General features: G+C 32.9%; 10 protein-coding genes. All 10 read right to left on the bottom strand.

Going from position 1 to position 20,327, the window contains the following annotated elements:
* Positions 1-848, bottom strand: an 848-nt coding sequence (locus A5844_RS14210) for a hypothetical protein (RefSeq protein WP_086284277.1), incomplete at its 3' end; no start/stop codon positions are given.
* Between the two features lie 127 nt (positions 849-975).
* On the bottom strand, positions 976-4,902 hold the full coding sequence (locus A5844_RS05565) for a hypothetical protein (protein WP_086284276.1): 3,927 nt from the start codon (positions 4,900-4,902) through the stop codon (positions 976-978).
* A gap of 139 nt (positions 4,903-5,041) precedes the next feature.
* Positions 5,042-6,517 carry a hypothetical protein gene (locus tag A5844_RS05560; RefSeq protein WP_086284275.1) on the bottom strand — a complete coding sequence of 492 codons (1,476 nt, stop codon included), beginning with the start codon at positions 6,515-6,517 and terminating at the stop codon, positions 5,042-5,044.
* A 118-nt stretch (positions 6,518-6,635) separates the two neighbouring features.
* Entirely contained in the window at positions 6,636-8,093 is a 1,458-nt protein-coding gene (locus A5844_RS05555) for a hypothetical protein (RefSeq protein WP_086284274.1), read from the bottom strand.
* Between the two features lie 110 nt (positions 8,094-8,203).
* Positions 8,204-9,709, bottom strand: coding sequence for a hypothetical protein (locus A5844_RS05550; protein ID WP_086284273.1), 1,506 nt, complete (start codon positions 9,707-9,709; stop codon positions 8,204-8,206).
* A gap of 586 nt (positions 9,710-10,295) precedes the next feature.
* Positions 10,296-11,840 (bottom strand): hypothetical protein, encoded by a 1,545-nt coding sequence (locus A5844_RS05545; protein WP_086284272.1) that lies wholly within the window; start codon positions 11,838-11,840, stop codon positions 10,296-10,298.
* A gap of 231 nt (positions 11,841-12,071) precedes the next feature.
* A complete protein-coding gene (locus A5844_RS05540) occupies positions 12,072-13,478 on the bottom strand; it encodes a hypothetical protein (protein ID WP_086284271.1) in 1,407 nt (468 codons plus the stop codon).
* A gap of 339 nt (positions 13,479-13,817) precedes the next feature.
* Complete coding sequence (locus A5844_RS05535) at positions 13,818-15,308, bottom strand: hypothetical protein (RefSeq protein ID WP_086284270.1); 1,491 nt, start codon at positions 15,306-15,308, stop codon at positions 13,818-13,820.
* 145 nt (positions 15,309-15,453) lie between these two features.
* Positions 15,454-18,210, bottom strand: coding sequence for a hypothetical protein (locus A5844_RS05530; protein WP_086284269.1), 2,757 nt, complete (start codon positions 18,208-18,210; stop codon positions 15,454-15,456).
* A 215-nt stretch (positions 18,211-18,425) separates the two neighbouring features.
* A complete protein-coding gene (locus A5844_RS05525; RefSeq protein ID WP_143353703.1) occupies positions 18,426-19,946 on the bottom strand; it encodes a hypothetical protein in 1,521 nt (506 codons plus the stop codon).
* Between the last annotated feature and the right edge of the window lie 381 nt (positions 19,947-20,327).

The raw sequence follows: 20,327 nt of genomic DNA, 5'->3' as shown, positions 1-20,327 counted from the left end.
CCTTTTCTACAGAGATAATAATCAAAGAGATAATCAAAATGTTGATTCCAACCTTCATCCTCGCCCTTCATGGCAGTAACAAATCGTTTTCGCATTTCTAACGTCGGCTCAGAATGTACCAAATTCCATTTAGGAGTTGCCTTCGCTTTCTCAGATAAACTAAAAATGTCTGTTCGACAATTGAACAAGATCGTCCTTAATGAAGCTTCCACTCTACTAACTACACATTTCCCTATCTTTTGGTGCTGCAAGGTTATGCCTGGGATCGCTTTAACCTCACTTGAAAGAGCACGAAGATGTGTAAAGATATCATCTGTTCCTCTCCCTATATAACCACGTTCCCACAAAAATAATTGACTTAATTTTTCAATGTGCTTTGAAGGGATCTTAAAACAGGTGACAATCTCGTTGTCGAAGGTTCGTTCTTTATCCACTTTCATCACGAGAAAGTGCTCATTTTTTTTATATACCGTGAATCCGCACAAATGAATCCTATCTTTATATTTTTTTGAAGAAACCGCAGATAGAAACAGCATAAAATCAGTGGGATCATCATTACCCATCTCTCCAAAGACAGTTTGTAACTGTTCTCTCCTCTCAAAATCATAGAATGCTTTTGTTCGCTCTAACGACTGGATGATCTTTGCTTTACGTTCTTTTTCAATAAAAAAATCCTCCTGATCGTTTTCTATCATTTTGATATAAGTCGAAAACAGTAATTGATATCCTTCCTTTCCCTCAAAAAATGAATCATTTTCTTTTAGCGATAAAGCCAAGACAAGCATATCGACCCTTTTTTTGAATTCTTTTGTCTTTTGTTCATTCACTTCTTGTTTCTCTTCTAACATATGGTTCCTCCAAAAATGAAATGGTTTTTACCAAGATTGCTTTATGTAAATCAATGTGTGAATAGACGTCCCCTCTTTCTTTTATTTATAAATTCCACAACTCGTCCTATTAGGATTTGTTTCATGTTTATTTTTCATATTGTAGTGTCTGATTTTTGATGTTTCCCGCTTCTTGCTGGCTAGAATTTTGAAGTTTATATTGTATTTTTTCCGATTGCATCATTAGTTCAGAAAATACTGTTTTTTCAGCTGAGGCTTTCGCATTAGAACGTACTGGTAGTTGAGAAATATCTTTGGTATGAGGAACAACTTTTGCCACTAACTGATCCAATGTTTGATTGGAACTTTTCCCGTCTTGATTTCTCTTTTCTATTTTTTCACGCCGTTGTAGTTCTGCGTCTATTTCTTTATTTTTGTCTTCCAAACGAGAGATAATGTACTGGGTTATTTCTTCTGCTTGTTTAATTTTTATTAAGGGGAGCCGCTCGTTAAATAGTTTGATTTTATACTCATTTTTTTCTATGGCATCCTTTAAATTAGCAAAATATGTTTCTTTGATTGGCCTATTATTGAACATGCCTACTGGGTCAATTCCGTTTATTTTTTCTTCTTTCAACGAATCATTTTCCGTTGGTATTTGGCCGCCATTTTTCAGCATTTCTGAAATGTAGGGATCCATAGAAAAAATCTTTCGAATCACCCAATACCTTAACCTATCCTGTGCTTGAATGGCTAAAGAAGAGTCACTGACAAGTTTCCCTTTTCTACAAAGATAATAATCAAAGAGATAATCAAAATGTTGATCCCAACCTTCATCTTCGCCCTTCATAGCAGTAACAAATCGTTTTCTCATTTCTATCGTCGGCTCAGAATGTTTCAAATTCCATTTAAGGATTACCTTAGAAGTCTTAGATAAACTATAAACGTCTTTTTGGCAATTGAATAAAATCGTTTTCAATGAAGTTTCTACTCTACTAACTACACATCTACCCAGCTTTTTGTGCTGCATAGTTATGGCTGGGATCGCTTTGATCTCACTTGAAAGAGCACGAAGGTGTGTAAAGATATCATCTGTTCCTCTCCCTATATAACCACGTTCCCACAAAAATAGTTGACTTAATTTTGCAATGTGCTTTGAAGAGACCACAAAACAGGTCACGATCTTGTTGTCGAAGCTTCGTTCTTTATCCACTTTCATCACGAGGAAGTTCTCATTTTTTTTATATACCGTGAATCCACACAAACGAATCATATCTGTATCATTTTCTCTTGAAGAAACCTCAGATAGAAAAAGCATAAAATCCGTGGGATCATCATTATCCATCTTTTCAAAGACAGTTTGCAACTGTTCTTTCTTCTCAAAATCATAGAATGCTTTTATCCGTTCTAACGACTGGATGATCCTTGCCTTTCGTTCTTCTTCAATAAAAAAATTATTCTGATCATTTTCTATCATTTTGATATAAGTTGAAAACAGTAATTGATATCCTTCCTTTCCCTCAAAAAATGAATCATTTTCTTTTAGTGATAAAGCTAAGACTAGCAGATTGACTCTTTTTTCAAATTCTTTCGTCTCCATTTCTAGTTCTTTACGTCGTTGTAGTTCTGCGTCTATTTCTTTATTTTTATCCTTCAAACGAGTAATGATGTATTTAGTTATCTCTTCTGCTCGTTTAATTTTTATTAAGGAGAGCCGTTCATTAAATAGTTTGATTTTATCCGCATTTTTTTCCATAGCAATCTCTAAACCACTAGAATTTATTTCTACGATTGGACTCCCATTTAACATGTCTGTTGGATCAATTCCGCTTATTTTTTCTTCTTTCAACGGAACATCTTCTGTTGGTATTTGTCCACCATTTCTCAACATTTCTGAAATATAGGCATCCATGGAAAAAATCTCTTGAATTGTCCAATACTTTGACCAACTCAGTGTGTGAAGTTCTAAATGAGAATTTCTTACAAGTTTTCCTTTTCTATGGAGGTAATAATCAAAGAGATAATCAAAATGTTGATTCCAACCTTCATCCTCGCCTTTCATAGCTAAAAGAAATCTCTTCCTCATTTCTACAGTTGGCTCAGAATGTGCCAAATTCCATTTAGGAGTTATCTTCGTATCCTCAGGTAAACTAAAAATGTCTGTTCGGCAATTGAATAAAATCGTTCTTATCGAGGCTTCCACCTCACTAACCACACAATTACTCGTACTTTGTTCCTGCATAGTTATAGCAGATATCGCTTTAGCCTCACTTGAAAGAGCACGGAGGTGTATAAAAATGGCATATGGTCCTCGTGCTACGTAATCATCTTCTCTGCATTTATATCTTAGGTACCCACGTTCCACAAAAAATAATTGGCTTAATTTTGCAATGTGCCTTGAAGGAATCTTAAAAAAGTTGACGACCTTATCATTGAAGCTTCGGTCTTTATCCACGTTCACCACGATGAAGTCCTCATTTTTTTTATACACAGTGAATCCACACACATGAATGTTCATGGGATCTCGGTCTGTAAAAAAATCAATTGGAAAAAGCATAAAATCTGCTGGATCATCATTAATCATCATTTCAAAGACTGCTTGTAGCTGACCTTCATTCTCATAGAATCCTTTTGTTCGCTCTAACGACTGAATGACCTTTTCCTTTCGCTCTTTTTCAATAAAAAAACTATCTTCATCGTTTTCTATCATTTTGATATAAGTTGAAAACAATAATTGATACCCTTCATTGGCCTCAAAAAGTTGATCATTGTTTTTTAGTGATAAAGTCAAAGCCAACATATCGACTCTTCTTTCAAACTCTTTCGCCTTCATTTTTAGTTCTTCACGTCGTTTTATTTCTATCGCTATTTCTTGACTTTTATCTTCCAAACAAGAAATAATGTACTGGGTTATTTCTTCTGCTCGTTGAATGTTTATGAATGGGAGTCGTTCGTTAAATAGTTTGATTTTATACTCATTTTCTTCTATGGTATTCTTTAAATTAATAAAACTTGTTTCTTTAATTGGGAGCATATGTAACAGACCTGATGGATCAATTCCTTTTATCTCTTTCTTTTTTAATGGAACATTTTCCGTTGGTATTTGGCCGCCATTTTTCAGCATTTCTGAAATGTAGGGATCCATAGAAAAAATCTTTCGAATTTCCCAGTATCTTACCCTAAGATGTGTTTGAATAGCTAAAGAAGAGTCACTGACAAGTTTCCCTTTTCTACAGAGATAATAATCAAAGAGATAATCAAAATGTTGATTCCAACCTTCATCCTCGCCCTTCATGGCAGTAACAAATCGTTTTCGCATTTCTAACGTTGGCTCAGAATGTGCCAAATTCCATTTAGGGGTTACCCTGAGAGCCTCAGGTAAATAAAAAATGTCTTTCTGGCAATTGAATAAAATCGTTTTTAATGAAGCTTCCACTCTATTAACCACACATCTACCCAGCTTTTTGTGCTGTATGGTTATGTAGGAGATTACTTTAACCTCAATTGAAAGATTCTTAAGGCTCTTAAAGATATCATCTGTTCCTCGTCTTACATAACCACGTTCCCACAAAAATAATTGACTTAATTTTTCAATGTGCTTTGAAGGGATCTTAAAACAGGTGACGATCTCGTTGTCGAAGCTTCGTTCTTGATCCACTTTCATCACGAGGAAATTCTCATTTTTCTTATATACCGTGAATCCGCACAAATGAATCCTATCTGTATTATATTTTCTTGAAGAAACCGCAGATAGAAACAGCATAAAATCAGTGGGGTCATCATTACCCATCTCTCCAAAGACAGTTTGTAACTGTTCTTTCCTCTCAAAATCATAGAATACTTTTGTTCGCTCTAACGACTGGATGATCTTTGCTTTACGTTCTTTTTCAATAAAAAAATCATCCTGATCATTTTCTATCATTTTGATATAAGTCGAAAGCAGTAATTGATATCCTTCCTTTCCCTCAAAAAACGGATCATTTTCTTTTAGCGATAAAGCCAAGACTAGCATATCGACCCTTTTTTTGAATTCTTTTGTCTTTTGTTCATTCACTTCTTGTTTCTCTTCTAACATATGGTTCCTCCAAACCCGTAAATGATTTTCATGATAGTACATGTTTATATAGATTCAGGACATAATTCATTTCTACTTTCTTCTCACGCTTACCATTACATGATTCTTTTTTTGCTACTTGTTACATTAGGAGTTAGAATTATAGTTGTTTTTCGTATTGTGCAATTAGTTTTTTTACATTTGTCTGCCTAGAATTTTGTAGTTCGTATTGGGCTTTCTTCGCTCTCTCTATGAGTTCATCGAATACTACCTCTTTAACTGAGGATTTCGTATTAAAAATTAATGTCGGTTGAGAAGAACGGTGGATACTGTAATCAGCTCTTGGTACTAACTGATCATGATTGGAACTTTTTCCATCTTGACTTCCCTTTCCTAGTTCTTTACGTCGTTGTAGTTCTGCAACTATTTCTTGATTTTTCTCCTTCAAACGTGAAATGATGTATCGGGTTGTTTCTCTTGCTCGTTGGATTTTTATGAATGAGAGTCGCTCGTTAAATAGTTTGATTTTATGCGTATTTATTTCCAGAGTGTCCTCTAAATCAGTAGAATTTATTTCTTTGATTGGATTCTCATCTAATATGCCTGTTGGATCAATTCCTCTTATTTTTTCTTCTTTCAACGGAACATTTTCTGCTGGTATTTGGCCGCCATTTTTCAACATTTCTGGAATGTAGGTATCCATGGAAAAAATATCTTGAATTATCCAATGTCTTATCCCTCTCGGTATGTGCAATTCTAAGAAAGAATTTCTTACAAGTTTCCCTTTTCTGTAGAGATAATAATCGAAGATATAATCGAAATGCTGGTTCCAATTTTTATCCTCACCCTTCATAGCAGCAACAAAACGTCTCCTCATTTCTACAGTTGGATCAAAATATTTCAAATTCCATTTAGGGGTTATACAATAATCATCCTCAGTCAAACTAAAAATATCTGTTCGACAATTGAATAGAATCATTCTTAAGGAAGCTTCTACCTCGCTAATTACACAATTATCAGTCTTTTGATACCGCATAATTATGGAAGGAACTGTTTTTGCCTCATCTGAAATTTTTTTAAGTATCTCAAAGATGGAATTTGATGCTATTTGTAAGAAATCACGTTCCTCAAAAAATAATTGACTTAACTCTGCAATATACGCTGAAGAAATCTTAAAGTAGGAGACGTTCTGCCCATCAAAAGATTTTGATTTATCTACTTTCATCACGATGAAGTCCTTATTTTTTCTATACACCGTTAAGCCATAGATATGGCTTTCCATTTTATCTAAATTAGTTAAAAATGTAGTTGGAAAAAGCATAAAATCAGCTGGATCATCCTTGGTCATCTTTTTGAAGATTTCTTGTAGCTGTTTTTTATTTTCAAAATCATAAAATGCTTTCGTTCGCTCTAACGATTGAATGATTTTTTTCTTTCGTTCTTTTTCAATAAAAAAATCCTCCTGATCGTTTTCTATCATTTTGATATAAGTTGAAAACAGTAATTGATATCCTTCCTTTGTCTCAAAAATTTGATCATTTCCTTTTAGTGATAAAGTCAAAGCTAGCATATCGACTCTTTTTTCAAATTCTTTCGCCTTTCGTTCCTTCATTTCTTTTCCCACTTCTATTACCATAGGGTTCCTCCAAATTTGAAATGATTTAGATTACTTTATGTCAATCAATGTGTGAATAGCCGTCTCCTCTTCTTATCTATAATTTCCGCAACTAATCCTGTTAGGGTTTAGCTCATGTTTATTTTTCATATTCTATTGTCTGTTTTTTTATGTTTCTTGCTTCAATCTGGCTAAAATTTTGAAATTTATATTGTACTGTTTTCGATTGCATCATGAGTTTAGAAAACACTACTTTTTCAACTGAGGCTTTCGCACTAGAATTTATTGGCTCTTGAGAAGTATCTTTGGTATGAGGAACAACCTTTGTTACTAATTGACCGAATTCCTGATTGGAACATTTATTATCTTGTCTCCCCATCTCTATGTCTTCACGTCGTTGTAGTTCTGCAGTTATTTCTTTATTTTGATCTCCCAAACGAGAAATAATGTACTGGGTTGTTACTTTTGCTCGTTGGATTTTTATGAATGGGAGTCGCTCGTTAAATAGTTTGATTTTATGCGTATTTATTTCCAGAGTGTCCTCTAAATCAGTAGAATTTATTTCTTTGATTGGATTCTCATCTAATATGCCTGTTGGATCAACTCCCCTTATTTTTTCTTCTTTCAGCAGAACATTTTCCTTTGGTATTTGACCACCATTTTTCAACATTTCTGGAATGTAGGTATCCATGGAAAAAATTTCTCGAACTTTCCTATACTTATCCATTCTCAGTGTGGAAGTGGACAAAGAATAATTACTGACAAGTTTCCCTTTTCTATAGAGATAATAATCAAAAATATAATCAAAAAATTGGTTCCAAGCTTCATCCTCACCCTTTATGGCTAAAAGAAATCTCCTTCGCATCTCTAGTGTCGATTCAAGATGCTCCAAATTCCATTTAGGTGTTATCTTCGGAATAACAGATAAACTAAAAATGTCTGTTCGACAATGGAATAAGATCGTTCTTAACGAGGCTTCCACCTCGCTAACAACACAATTACTAGTACTTTGTTGCTGCATGTTTATGGCAGATATCGTTTTAACCTCACTTGAAAGATCACGAAAGCATGAAAAGATAGCATATGGTACTAGCATTTTAATATAATGTGTTTCAAAAAATAGTCGACTTAATTCTTCAATGTTCTTTGAAGGAATCTTAAAATAGGTAACGTTCTTATTGTCGAAACTTTTTTGTTTATCCACTTTCATCACGATGAAGTCCTCATTTCTTTTATACACCGTAAATCCACACATATGACCTATCTTTTTATCTACTTTAGTTAAAAAAGCAGTTGGAAAAAGCATAAAATCGCTTGGATCATCATTGATCATCGTTTCAAAGACTGCTTGTAACTGTCCTTTATCCTCAAAATCATAGAATGCTTTTGTTCGTTCTAACGAATGAATAATCCTTTCCTTTCGCTTTTCTTCAATAAAAAAATGATCTTGATCACTTTCTATCATTTTGATATAAGTTGAAAACAGTAATTGATAAAACTCTTTTTTCTTAAAGTGTGTATCATTTTTTTTTAGTGATAAACTCATGGCTAGTATGTTGAATCTCATGTCAAATTCTTTCACCTTTTGTTTGTTCATTTCTTTTACCTCTTCTGTTAATATCTGATTCTTCTATTTTTATGACAGCTCTTTATGTATACTTAGGTATATGTGATTTCCATCTTCATCACATATTTGCGATTACATGATTATTTTTCATACTGTAGACTCTGTTTGTCTTTATCTCTCGCATCTTGCTGTTTAGTATTTCGGTGGCTTTGTTGTGATTTTTTTGCTTTCTCCATAACTTCAGTAAATACAGCTTTTTCAATTAAACCTTTCGCATTCGAATTGACTGGTATTTTTCGAAAATGATTGGTTTTTCCGAAAACAGTGTTGGATAGAGAGTGCTTCAACGTTTGATGGCTATATTTCTTACCATAGTTTTCTTTTTCGATTTCTTCTCGTCTCTTTATTTCCGCTCCTATTTCTTGATTCTTATTTTTCAAACAACTAATGAGAGTCGCTGCCATTTCTTGAGCCAATTCAATCTTTATTGAAGGGAATCGTGCATTCAATATTTTGATTTCCTCTTCATTTTGGTACTTAGCTTGCCATAGTTTAGAAAAACCAATCATTTTAATATCTTCATTGTACAATCTTCCTGTCGGTTCAATGGATAATATGACGCTTTCTTTCAACTCTGTTTTCTTTGTAGTTGGAACCTTCCCCCCACTATCAATCATTTCTGGAATATATTGATCCATAGAGAAGATCGAATGGATTTGCTGATGCCACCGCTCACTTTTTATATCAATATCTGAAAAAGGAAGCTCTACAAGTTTGCCTTTTCTATAGAGATAATAATCAAAGATATAATCAAAATGTTGATTCCATTCATCATTGTCGCCCTTCAAAGCTAAAAGAAATCTCTTTCGCATCTCTAAAGTCGGCTCAAGATGTTTTAAATTCCATTTAGGGGTTATATTCTTGCCTGGACCTAAACGAAAAATGTCTGTATGACAATGGAATAAAACCATTTTTAAAGAAGCTTCTATTTCGCTAACAACCCCATTAATAATCCTTTGTTCCTTCATAGATATAGTAGGAATCACTTTCATCTCACCTGAGAGGTCTTTAAATTGCTTAAAGATAAAATTGGGCTCTCGTTCTTTAAAATCACGTTGTGAAAAAAATAATTGACTTAATTCTGCAACGTTTACTGAAGGGATTTTAAAATAAGACACAGTATTCTTGTCAAAGCATTGTGCTTTATCAACTCTCATCACAAGAAAGTCTTCATTTTTTCTATAAACCGTTAACCCACAAAACTGAGAGTATGTTCCTTCATCTCCCTTCAGAAACACCTCAGATGGAAAAATCATAAATTCTGTTGGGTCATTATTAGTTATTTTTTCAAAGATTGATTGTAGCTGTTCTTTATGCTCAAAATCATAGAAGGCTCTCGTTCGTTCCAATGATTCAATGATTTTTCCTTTTTGCTCTTTTTTAATAAAAAAATCATCCGAGTCATTCTTTATCATCTCAATATAAGTTGAGAACAACAGAGGATAACCTTCACCGACCTCAAAAAAATCATCATTTTCTTTTAACGATAGGGTCAAAGCTAGCATATCGACCTTTTTTTCAAATTCTTTCGTTTGTTGTTCATCTATTTCTCTGATTTCTGTTGTTTGCTCTATTTTTTCATCCATATTTAATTCCTCCCCTGATTTTTCGTTTGAAATAGGCAGGCCTCTATTATTTTTTTAGTTTATCAGTTCACGTTGAACTTTCTTTACTAGAACTATTCAAATGAACAACTGCTCTTTTCTTTGTTTCTCAACTTTTTTTCTAATTTTTCTCTTACTTATTCTTTTAACTGTTTTAAAACTTTTCTCTGATTATTATCAGAATTTTAAAATTTATTCATAAAATCTACTGTTGGTATGTATTGTTGTCATCATTCATTTTCTGCTTTCCACGGAGGTGGTACAAGCTATTTTTTTATAAAACAACATTGGCTTCAAGACATTCCTAACTTCGATAAATCTATCGAAGTTCATTACCTGTGATCGACTCTAAATTGTTCATGTTTCTTTTAAATAACGTCAATCATTAAAGGTGGAAAAATCGTGGTGATTTGCTCTAGCCCTAATAAGTACTTAGTTTAACTGACTTTTCTTCTAGTCGATCTTCATTAATGCCTCTCCTAACTTTTCTGCTCTTATTAGTAAACTCAAATAAAATACTCATTTTACATCTCTGCTTTTTACTAGACTTTTTCTTTATTTACCCACTTTAGAGTAGACAGCACCTTCCGGATTGTTTCCTAGGTTGCTCTCTGTGCCCTGATTTTCTATCCTTCAAATTTTGAAGTTCGTAGGAGATTTTTTTCGATCTATCTATGAGTTCACATAAACCAACTTTTCTGAATGTAGGATTGATTGATCGTTTAGGAGAATCCTCAGTTTTAGGAACAACATTTGATATGAACTGATCCAATGGTTGATTGGAGCTTTTCCCCACTTGACTTTCCTTTTCTAGTTCTTCACGTCGTTGTAATTCTGAAACTATTTCCTTATTTTTATCTTTCAATCGGGAAATGATGTATTGAGTTATTTCTTTCGCTCGTTGAATTTTGATTAATGGGAGTCGCTCATGGAACATTTCGATTTTTATCGTGTTTAGTACTTGAGCATGCCTTAAACTAAGAGACTCATTTTCACTTATTTTTCTTGTATGCAAGATACCTGGTGGGTCAATTCCTCCAATTTCTAATTGTAACAGTGGCACATTTGCTTCTAGGATTCGGCCATTATTTTTCAACATTTCTGGAATATAGGCATCCATGGAATATATTTCTTGAACTTGCAAATCCTTTACGACATTCAATACGTGAGTTTCTAAATATGAATTTTTTATAAGTTCCCCTTTTTTATAAAGATAATAATCGAAAATATAATCAAAATGTTGATTCCAGTCTTTATTCTCGCCCTTCATCGCAGATACAAATCGCTTTCGCATTTCTACAGTTGTCTCAGAATGTTTCAAATTCCATTTAGGCGTAATTTTCATATCTTTAGGTAAACTAAAAATGTCTGTTTGGCAATTGAACAAGATCGTTTTTAACGAATCTTCTACTTCACTAATCACACACTTACCAATATCTTGTTCCTTCATGGTTCTAGTAGATATCGCTTGATCGCTTGAAATATAATTAAGTCCATCAAAGATGGAATATGATGTTTGCTTCAAGGTACTACGTTTTGAAATATCATTAAGTCCATTAAAAATAGAATATGGTGTTACTTTCAAAATACTACGTTCCTTAAAAAATAATTGACTTAATTCTTTAATACGTATTGTAGGAATTTTATAATAGGAAATAGTCTTGTTAGCTAATTTTTGCTCTTTATCCACTTTCATCACGATGAATTCTTCATTTTTTTTATACACCGTGAATCCACATATATGAATTTTTGTTTTACTTATTCCGTTTAAAAAAGTAATCGGAAAAAGCATAAAATCAGTTGGATCATCATTAGTCATCTTTTCAAAGATTGTTTGTAACTGTTCTTTATGCTTAAAATCATAGAATGCTTTCGTTCGCTCTAACGACTGAATGATCTTTTCCTTTCGTTCTGCTTCAATAAAAAAATGATCCTGATCGTTTTCTATCATTTTGATATAAGTTGAAAACAGTAATTGATACCCTCCATTTTCTTCAAAAAATTGATCGTTTTTTTTTAATGATAAATTCAAAGATAGCATATCGACTCTTTTTTCAAACTCTTTCGCTTTTTGTTCATTCATTTCTGTTGTTTGCTCTATCTTTCCATCCATATTTAATTCCTCCATTCATTCTTAACTTGCAATAGGTAGCGCCCCTAGTATTTTTTCTAAATTATCCATTAATACCTTCCCTGCTCTTATTCATAAACTCAGATAAAATACTCATATTACATATCTGCCAGTGATATGATTAAATTTTTTCTTTATCTAACCACATTAGGATGCTCGTTAGCATACATATTGTACCCTCGTTTTATCTCTGCCAAAAAAAAATCGAGAAATTTAGCATTCGCGATAGCTGTTTAGTTCATCGTATAGTACTTTTTTTCTAGGTAAGTTTTGCATGTTAAGTCTATGAGAATACTTGACGCTGCGAACAGCTCTTGAGGCTAACTGAGCAAATGTTTGATTAGTACACTTCTTATCTTGTCTTCCCTTTTCTATTTCTTCACGTCTTTGTAATTCTGCCTCTATTTCTTTATTTTTATCTTGCAGTCGAGAAATGATGGATTCGGTTATGTCTTTTGCTCGTTGAATTTTGATTAAAGGAAGTCTCTCCTTGAACATTTTGATTCGCTTCATATTGTGCACTATAGAAAAATTTAGATACTTAGTATCAATTTCTCTGATTTCTTTTTCATCTAAAATGCCTATTGGCTCAATCTCTCTGATTTCTACAGCTAACAACGGTGTATTTTCCTGTAGAATTTGACCATTATTTTTCAGCATTTCTGGGATATAGGTATCCATAGAAAATATATCTCGAACTTTTCGATGCCTTGCCTTCCTAGATGAGTAATTTGCTAAAGAAGAATCGCTGACAAGTTCCCCTTTTCTATAGAGATAATAATCGAAGATATAATCAAAATATTGATTCCAATCTTTATTCTTACCCTTCAACGCTCCAAGAAATCGTTTTCTCATTTCTAAAGTCGGCTCTTGATGCTCTGGATTCCATTTAGGCGTTATATAATCATCTTTTTCATCCACATTTAAACAAAAAAGGTCTGTTCGGCAATTGAATAAGACTGTTCTTAATGAAGCTTCTACCTCACTAACTGAACAATTACCCGTACTTTGTTTCTCCATGATTACAGCAAGGTTTTTAACTTCGATTGAAAGATTTTTAAGGCTCTTAAATATGGAATCTGGTTCTAATTTTCCAAAATCACGTTCACAAAAAAATAAGTTGCTTAATTCTTCAATTTGCGTTAAAGGAACCACAAAATAAGAGGCGGTCTTACCGTCGAAAGATTGTGACTTATCCACTTTCATCACGAGGAATTCCTCATTTTTTTTATACACCGTTAGTCCACATATATGAGCATCGCTTTCTTTATATCCGCTCGAAGAAAACTCAGAGGGAAAAAGCATAAAATCAGTGGGATCATCATTGGACATCGTTTCGAAGATTGTTTGTAGCTGTTCTTTACTCTCAAAATCATAGAATGCTTTTGTTCGTTCTAAAGACTGAATGATCTTTTCTTTTCGTTCTTCTTCAATAAAAAAACTATCTTGATCGTTTTCTATCATTTTGATATAAGTTGAAAACAATAATTGATAAAACTCATTTTGATTAAAATATATATCAAGTTCTTTTAGCGATAAAGTTAAAATTAGTATATTCACTCTTGTTACAAATTCTTTCGCTTTTTGTTCATTCATTTCTTTTGCCTCATCCGTTAGCATATAATCTCTCCTATAGCCTTTTTCCAAATCTCTTTATGTACAAGTTCGTAAATGTAGCGCTATGGTTCCATTCTCCAAACTCTAAAAATCAAACGTACTTTCATTTTCATTTATAAAGCACCTATTCAAGCAAAAAATGTTGTTACATTGTCTGGAACGAAGGAACCATTTCGTTCATTTTTTTGATTCACTCATTGTTACACATTCATACCATTTCCATAAAATTTTGGGTACCAAAGAGATAAATCTTAGATCCAATAGATAAAATCCTCATTATGCATATCCGTTATTTATAGGTTAGATTTTCATTTGCAATCGCTTTAGAGGCTAGTATTATAATTACTTTTCATACTGTCTACTCTGTTTCTTATTTCTCACTTCAATCTGTTTAGCATTTTGAAGTTCATGGCAGACTTTATTCGAGTGCTCTATAAGTTCCGGAAATATAGCTTTTCCTGCCCTACCTTTTGCATTCAAACCGATTGGTGATTGGGTAGAACGCTTGGTAGCTTGTGAAACAGCTTTTAATACTAGCTCTCCCAACATTTGATAGGACCATTCATCCGTCTGTCTTACGTTTTCCATCTCTTTTTCTCGCTGCTGTATTTCGCCCTGTATTTCTTGACTTTTATCTTTCAAACGAGAAATAATTTCTTGGGTTATTTTTTTTGCTCTTTGAATTTTTATTGAAGAGAAACGATCTTGGAATATGTTTATTTGATTACTAAGTTGTTCTGTGGCCTTTGTTAAATCATCAAAATCACTCTTTCTAATATCAGTCTTAGATAACTTACCTAGTGGTCCAAGTGGTGTTTTAAGATTTTCTTTTAGTTGGGAATCTTCTGCTGTTGGGAGTCTACCCCCATTTTTAAGCATTTCTGGAATATACAGATCCATAGAAAAGGCCAAGCGGATGTGCTTATACCAATACTTCCGTTTTGTATCCATCTTTAATGGAGGATTTTCCACAAGTACACCTTTCCTATATAGGTAGTAATCGAAGAGATAATCAAAATGTTGATTCCAGGCTTTATTTTCGCCCTTTACAGCTGAAAGAAATCTCCTTCGCATCTCTAAAGTCGAATCTGAATGGTCAAAATTCCATTTTGGTGTAACCGTCTTTTCCCCATCTAAGCAAAAAATATCTGTTCGACAATTGAATAAGATCATTCTTAATGAAGCTTCCAGTCCACTAATAACACAATTACCAGTAGTTTGCTTCTTCATCTTTATCGTAGGGATTACTTTCACTTCACTCGAAAGATCACTCAGACATTTTAAGATGAAAAATGGTTCTCCTTTTCTGTAAACACGTTTATAAAAAAGCAACTGACTTAAACTTTTAATTTTTGATGAAGGTATTTGAAAACAAGACACTTGAGCATTGTCATAGTAATTTTCTTTATCCACTTTCAGCACAACAAAATACTTATTTTTTTTATATACTGTTAATCCCACAATATGTTTTGGTACTTTTTTATCTTCTTCTACTTGCATGATAGCTGGAAAAAGAATAAAGTCGCTTGGGTCATCGTTGATCAGCTTTTTAAAGACGGTTTCTAGCTGCTTTTTATGCTCAAAATAATAAAATGCTTTCGCTCGCTCTAATGACTCAATGATTTTTTCTTTTCGATCTTTCTCAACAAAAAAATCATTCTGATCATTCTCTAACATCTTAATATAGGTCGAAAACAATAAATGATAATCTTCCCTTTTATGAAAGAATTTATCATTTCTTTTTAGTGATAAACTCAAGGCCAGCATATTGACTCTTTTTTCAAATTCTTTCGCTTTTTGTTCGTACATTTCTTTTTCCTCTTTTGTTAACATGTGATTCTTCCAAAACGGCAAATGATTTTTGTACAGAATACCTTTATGTATTCTTCGGAAATTCATGTTTGATTTCTATTTTTTTCTCTTTATTACGATTACATGCTGAATTTTTCACTTGTTGCATTAGAAACTAGACACGTGGTTATTTTTCATAATGTATACTTTGTTTTTTATATTCTCTGTTTGTGTCTGGGATGTTAAAGTTCATGGCAAGTTCTTTCAATTGATCTAGGCGATCATCCATTCTTATTTCTCTAACTTTCATTCTTTCTTCTCTGATTCTAGTATTTTTAGGCTCTTGACGTTTTTTTGATTGTTCTAGACGGTCATCGATTCTTACTTTTTTAGCTGAACGATTCGACCGAGTCCTTATTGGTTGATGAGTTCTGGAAACAACATTTGATATTGACTGATACAATGATTGTTTAGAATCTCTCTTGTCTTGCCTTGCCATTTCTATTTCTTCACGTCGTTGGATTTCTGCCTCTATTTCTTTATTTTTATCTTGCAAACGAGAAATGATGGATTCGGTTATGTCTTTTGCTCGTTGAATTTTTATGAAAGGGAGTCGCTCGTTGAATAGTTTGATTTTATATGTATTTCCTTGCATAATATTCTTTAAACTAAAAATATTTATTTCTTCGATTGGTTTCATATATATATCTGATGGATCAATGCCTTTTATTTTTTCTTCTTTCAACGGAACATCGTCCGTTGGTAGTTGTCCACTATTTTTCAACATTTCCGGAATATATTTATCCATGGAAAAAGTCTCCCGAATTTTCCAATATCTCATCATATCCCGTGCGCAAATGGTTAAAGAAGAATCACCGACAAGTTTCCCTTTTCTACACAGATAATAATCGAAGAGATAATCAAAATGTTGATCCCAGGCTTCATCCTCACCTTTCATAGCAGCAACAAATCGTTTTCGCATTTCTATCGTCGGTTCAGAATGTACCGAATTCCATTTGGGGGTCATACAATCGCCCTCAGCTAAATTAAAAATATCTGTTCGACAATTGAATAGAATCATTCTTAATGAAGCTTCTATCTCACTAATTACACAAGTGCCAGACTTTTGATACTGTATGATTATAGAAGGAACTGCTTTACTCTCCCTTGAAAGTTGACCAAGTCTCTTGAAAAGGCAGTCTGGTGGAAGTTGTGTGAAATTACGTCTCTCAAAAAAAATTTGACTTAATTCTTCCACGTTCGTTGAAGGAATTTTAAAAAAGGTGACGTTTTTACGATCAAAGCTTCTTTCTTTATCTACTTTCATCACAATGAAGTCCTCATTTTTTTTATACACCGTTAGTCCACACATATGACATTCCATTTTATCTAGACTAGTAGAAAAACCAGATGGAAAAAGCACAAAATCGGTTGGATCATCATTGGTCATCTTTTCAAGGACAGCTTGTAGCTGTTCTTTATGCTTAAAATCATAGAATGCTTTTGTTCGTTCTAGCGAATAAATAATCCTTTCCTTTCGTTCTTTTTCAATAAAAAAATTATCCTGATCGTTTTCTATCATTTTGATATAAGTTGAAAATAGTAGTTTATATCCTCCATTGTTCTCAAAAAATCGATCATTTTCTTTTAGTGATAAAGTCAAAGCCAGCATATCGACTCTTTTTTCAAATCTTTTTGCTTTCATTTCTATTTCTTTACGTCGTTGTAATTCTGTTTCTATTTCCTGATTTTTATCTTTCAATCGGGAAATGATGTATTGAGTTATTTCTTTCGCTCGTTGGATTTTGATTAATGGGAGTCGCTCATAGAACATTTCGATCTTTTTCGTATTTAGTACTTGAGCACGCCTTAAACTAAGAAACTCATTTTCACTTATTTTTCTTGTATGCAAGATATCTGGTGGGTCGATTTCTCCAATTTTTAATTGTCCCAGTTGCTCATTTGCTTCTAGGATTCGGCCATTATTTTTCAACATTTCTGGAATATAGGCATCCATAGAAAAAATTTTTTGAACTTGCAAATCTTTTACCACACTCGATACGTGAGTTTCTAAATATGAATTCTTTATAAGTTCCCCTTTTCTATAAAGATAATAATCGAAGATATAATCAAAATGTTGATTCCAGTCTTTATTCTCACCCTTCACCGCAGATACAAATCGCTTTCGCATTTCTACAGTTGGCTCAGAATGTTTCAAATTCCATTTAGGCATGATCTTCGTATCCTTAGGTAAACTAAAAATGTCTGTTTGACAGTTGAATAAGATTGTTCTTAACGAATCTTCTACTTCACTAATCACACACTTACCAATATCTTGTTCCTTCATAGTTCTGGTAGATATCACTTTAATACTTGAAATATCAATAAGTCCATTAAAGATGGAATATGGTGTTAGCTTCAAGAAATCACGTTCGTTAAAAAATAATTGACTTAATTCTTCAATACATGTTGCAGGGATTTTATAATAGGAAATAGTCTGATCATCGAAATCTTCTTGTTTATCCACTTTCATCACGAGGAATTCTTCATTTTTTTTATACACCGTGAATCCACATAAATGATTTTTCCCGTTATTTATTCTGTTTAAAAAGACAATTGGAAAAAGCATAAAATCAGTTGGATCATCGTTGGTCATCTTTTCAAAGACTGCTTGTAGCTGCTTTTTATGCTCAAAATCATAGAATGCTTTCGTTCGTTCTAACGACTGGATGATCTTTGCTTTTCGCTTTTTTTCAATAAAAAAATCATTTTGATCACTTTCTATCATTTTAGTATAGGTAGAAAACAATAATTGGTAAAACTCACCAATCTCAAAATGCATATCATTATTTTTTAATGATAAAGTCAAGGCTAGCATGTTGAATCTCATTTCAAACTCTTTTGCCTTTTTTTCATCTGTTTCTTTTTTTTCATTCGTTAACATATGATTCCTCCAAAATTTAAAATTGTTTTTCCTCACTTCTTTTTATGTATAAGTTAGGAAATGTAGAGCTGAGGTCCTGTTCGTATGGCTGGCTGAATTAGCTTACGAAGATCAATGTCCTGTTCTCCTAACTCTAAAAATCAAACGTGCTTTTATTCTCATTTTGCTGAAAAAATTTTAAAGTTATCCTACATCATTTGTTGGCAATTTTTTGTTTACTTCTGCCATCCACTGATCGAATCTGTCTTCTTGTCTAACTGTTCTTTCTTTTGAGAGACATTCTCACTTCTTTTACAAATCAAACAGGAGCAGGCTTTACCAATTAAAAAAGAGAGGGTTGATTGTTGAGTGCTTGATAGTGATTGTGATAGACTGGTTGGCCTATTTTGAGAAACATTCGATACTACCTGATCAAATGTTTGATTGTAACCTTTCTGGTCTTGTTTTCCTTTTTCTATTGCTTCACGTCGTTGGATTTCTGCCTCTATTTCTAGATTTTTGTCTTTCAAGCAGGAAATGATACATTCTGCCAATTCTTTCGCTCTAGAAATCTTTATTGATGGGAGTCGCTCGTTGAGCATTATGATCTTTTCCGTATTTTGTTCAACAGCCTTCTCTAAATCCACAGAAATGATTTTTTCGATTTTTTTCTTATGTAAAATGCCTGGTGGCTCACTGACTTTGATTTCATCTTGTAGCAATGTGACATCTGTCGTGGGGATTTGACCGTTGTTTTCCAACATTTCTGGGATATAGGCATCCATAGAAAAAATTTCTTGCACTGTCAGACACTTTGCCGCATTCGATAGTTGAGTTTTTAAATAAGAATTCTTTATAAGTTTCCCTTTTCTATAGAGATAATAATCGAAGAGATAATCAAAATGTTGGTTCCAGTCTTTATTCTCCCCCTTCATAGCAGAAAGGAATCGTTTCTTCATTTCTAAAGTTGACTCTTGATGTTCTAGATTCCATTTAGGTGTGACACTTTTGTTCTCGGCTAAGCCAAAAATGTCTGTTCGACAATTGAATAAGATCGTTTTTAAAGAAGCTTCTATTTCACTGATCACACCATTATCCATACTTTGCTCCTGCATAGTTATAGCAGGGATTGTTTTCACTCCACTAGAAAGTTCTTTAAGCCGTTTAAAGATAAAATGTGGCTCTATATCTTCAAAGTCACGTTGTAAAAGAAATAACCGACTTAACGCTGAAACGTTGGTTGAAGGGATTTTAAAATAGGACACATTATTTTTGTCAAAGCAGCGTTCTTTATCAACTCTCATCACGAGGAATTTCTCATTTTTTTTATAAACCGTTAATCCACAAAAATGAGAAAAATTCCCTTCATTATTCAGAAAAACCTCAGATGGAAAAAGCATAAAATCTGTTGGATCATTATTGCTCATCTTTTCAAAGACTGATTGTAAGCTTTCTTTATTTCCAAATTGATAGAATATTTTCGTTCGTTCTAGCGACTGAATGATCTTTTCTTTTCGTTTTTTTTCAATAAAAAAATCATTTTGATCACTTTCTATCATTTTGATATAGGTTGAAAATAACAGTTGATAACCTATGCTTGTTTCAAAAAATTTGTCATTTTCTTTAAGTGATAAAGTTAAAGCAAGCATGTCTACTCTTTTTTCAAAATGATCCTTTTTTTCTTCTTTTTCTTCCTCTTTAGGTAGCACATTTTTTCTCCAAAATGGAAACCAGTCTTTGTATAATATATCTAGCATATCTTATGTACCTTCAATCAAAATGTGATTGATCCTTTCATTCTTTTATAATTTACAATTATTAATAAATAATTTTTCCTCTTTCAATTTTTATAGCTAGTCACATTTAAGAGTTGGAATATGGTTGTCTTTTTGTATTGTATGTTCTGTTTTAAATTCTAAAATTCCTTAGCTAACAAAAAGATATCTACTCTACAATTAAATAATATCGTTTTAAAGAAGCTTCTACTTCAATAACAATACAATTAGTAATACTTTGTTCTTTTATGTTAATATTTAGGATCGTTTCCATCTCATTTGAAAGATCGTTTAGTCGATTTAAGATGATATAAGGTGAGTGAGGAAGAAAGTCACGTTCCAAAAAAATGATTCACTTAACAC

The organism is Candidatus Enterococcus wittei, from assembly GCF_002140175.1.
In the GTDB taxonomy this organism is placed as follows: Bacteria; Bacillota; Bacilli; order Lactobacillales; family Enterococcaceae; genus Enterococcus_B; species Enterococcus_B wittei.
The sequence above is the reverse complement of the archived record's forward strand: the minus strand, read 5'-3'. Positions and strand labels throughout refer to the sequence as shown.

Excerpts from the sequence above, each read along its gene's own strand:
- A5844_RS05555 (WP_086284274.1), bottom strand. The coding sequence starts at position 8,093 with ATGAACAAACAAAAGGTGAAAGAATTTGACATGAGATTCAACATACTA.
- A5844_RS05565 (WP_086284276.1), bottom strand. The coding sequence starts at position 4,902 with ATGTTAGAAGAGAAACAAGAAGTGAATGAACAAAAGACAAAAGAATTC.
- A5844_RS05560 (WP_086284275.1), bottom strand. The coding sequence starts at position 6,517 with ATGGTAATAGAAGTGGGAAAAGAAATGAAGGAACGAAAGGCGAAAGAA.
- A5844_RS05550 (WP_086284273.1), bottom strand. The coding sequence starts at position 9,709 with ATGGATGAAAAAATAGAGCAAACAACAGAAATCAGAGAAATAGATGAA.
- A5844_RS05535 (WP_086284270.1), bottom strand. The coding sequence starts at position 15,308 with ATGTTAACAAAAGAGGAAAAAGAAATGTACGAACAAAAAGCGAAAGAA.
- A5844_RS05545 (WP_086284272.1), bottom strand. The coding sequence starts at position 11,840 with ATGGATGGAAAGATAGAGCAAACAACAGAAATGAATGAACAAAAAGCG.
- A5844_RS05530 (WP_086284269.1), bottom strand. The coding sequence starts at position 18,210 with ATGTTAACGAATGAAAAAAAAGAAACAGATGAAAAAAAGGCAAAAGAG.
- A5844_RS05525 (WP_143353703.1), bottom strand. The coding sequence starts at position 19,946 with ATGCTAGATATATTATACAAAGACTGGTTTCCATTTTGGAGAAAAAAT.
- A5844_RS05540 (WP_086284271.1), bottom strand. The coding sequence starts at position 13,478 with ATGCTAACGGATGAGGCAAAAGAAATGAATGAACAAAAAGCGAAAGAA.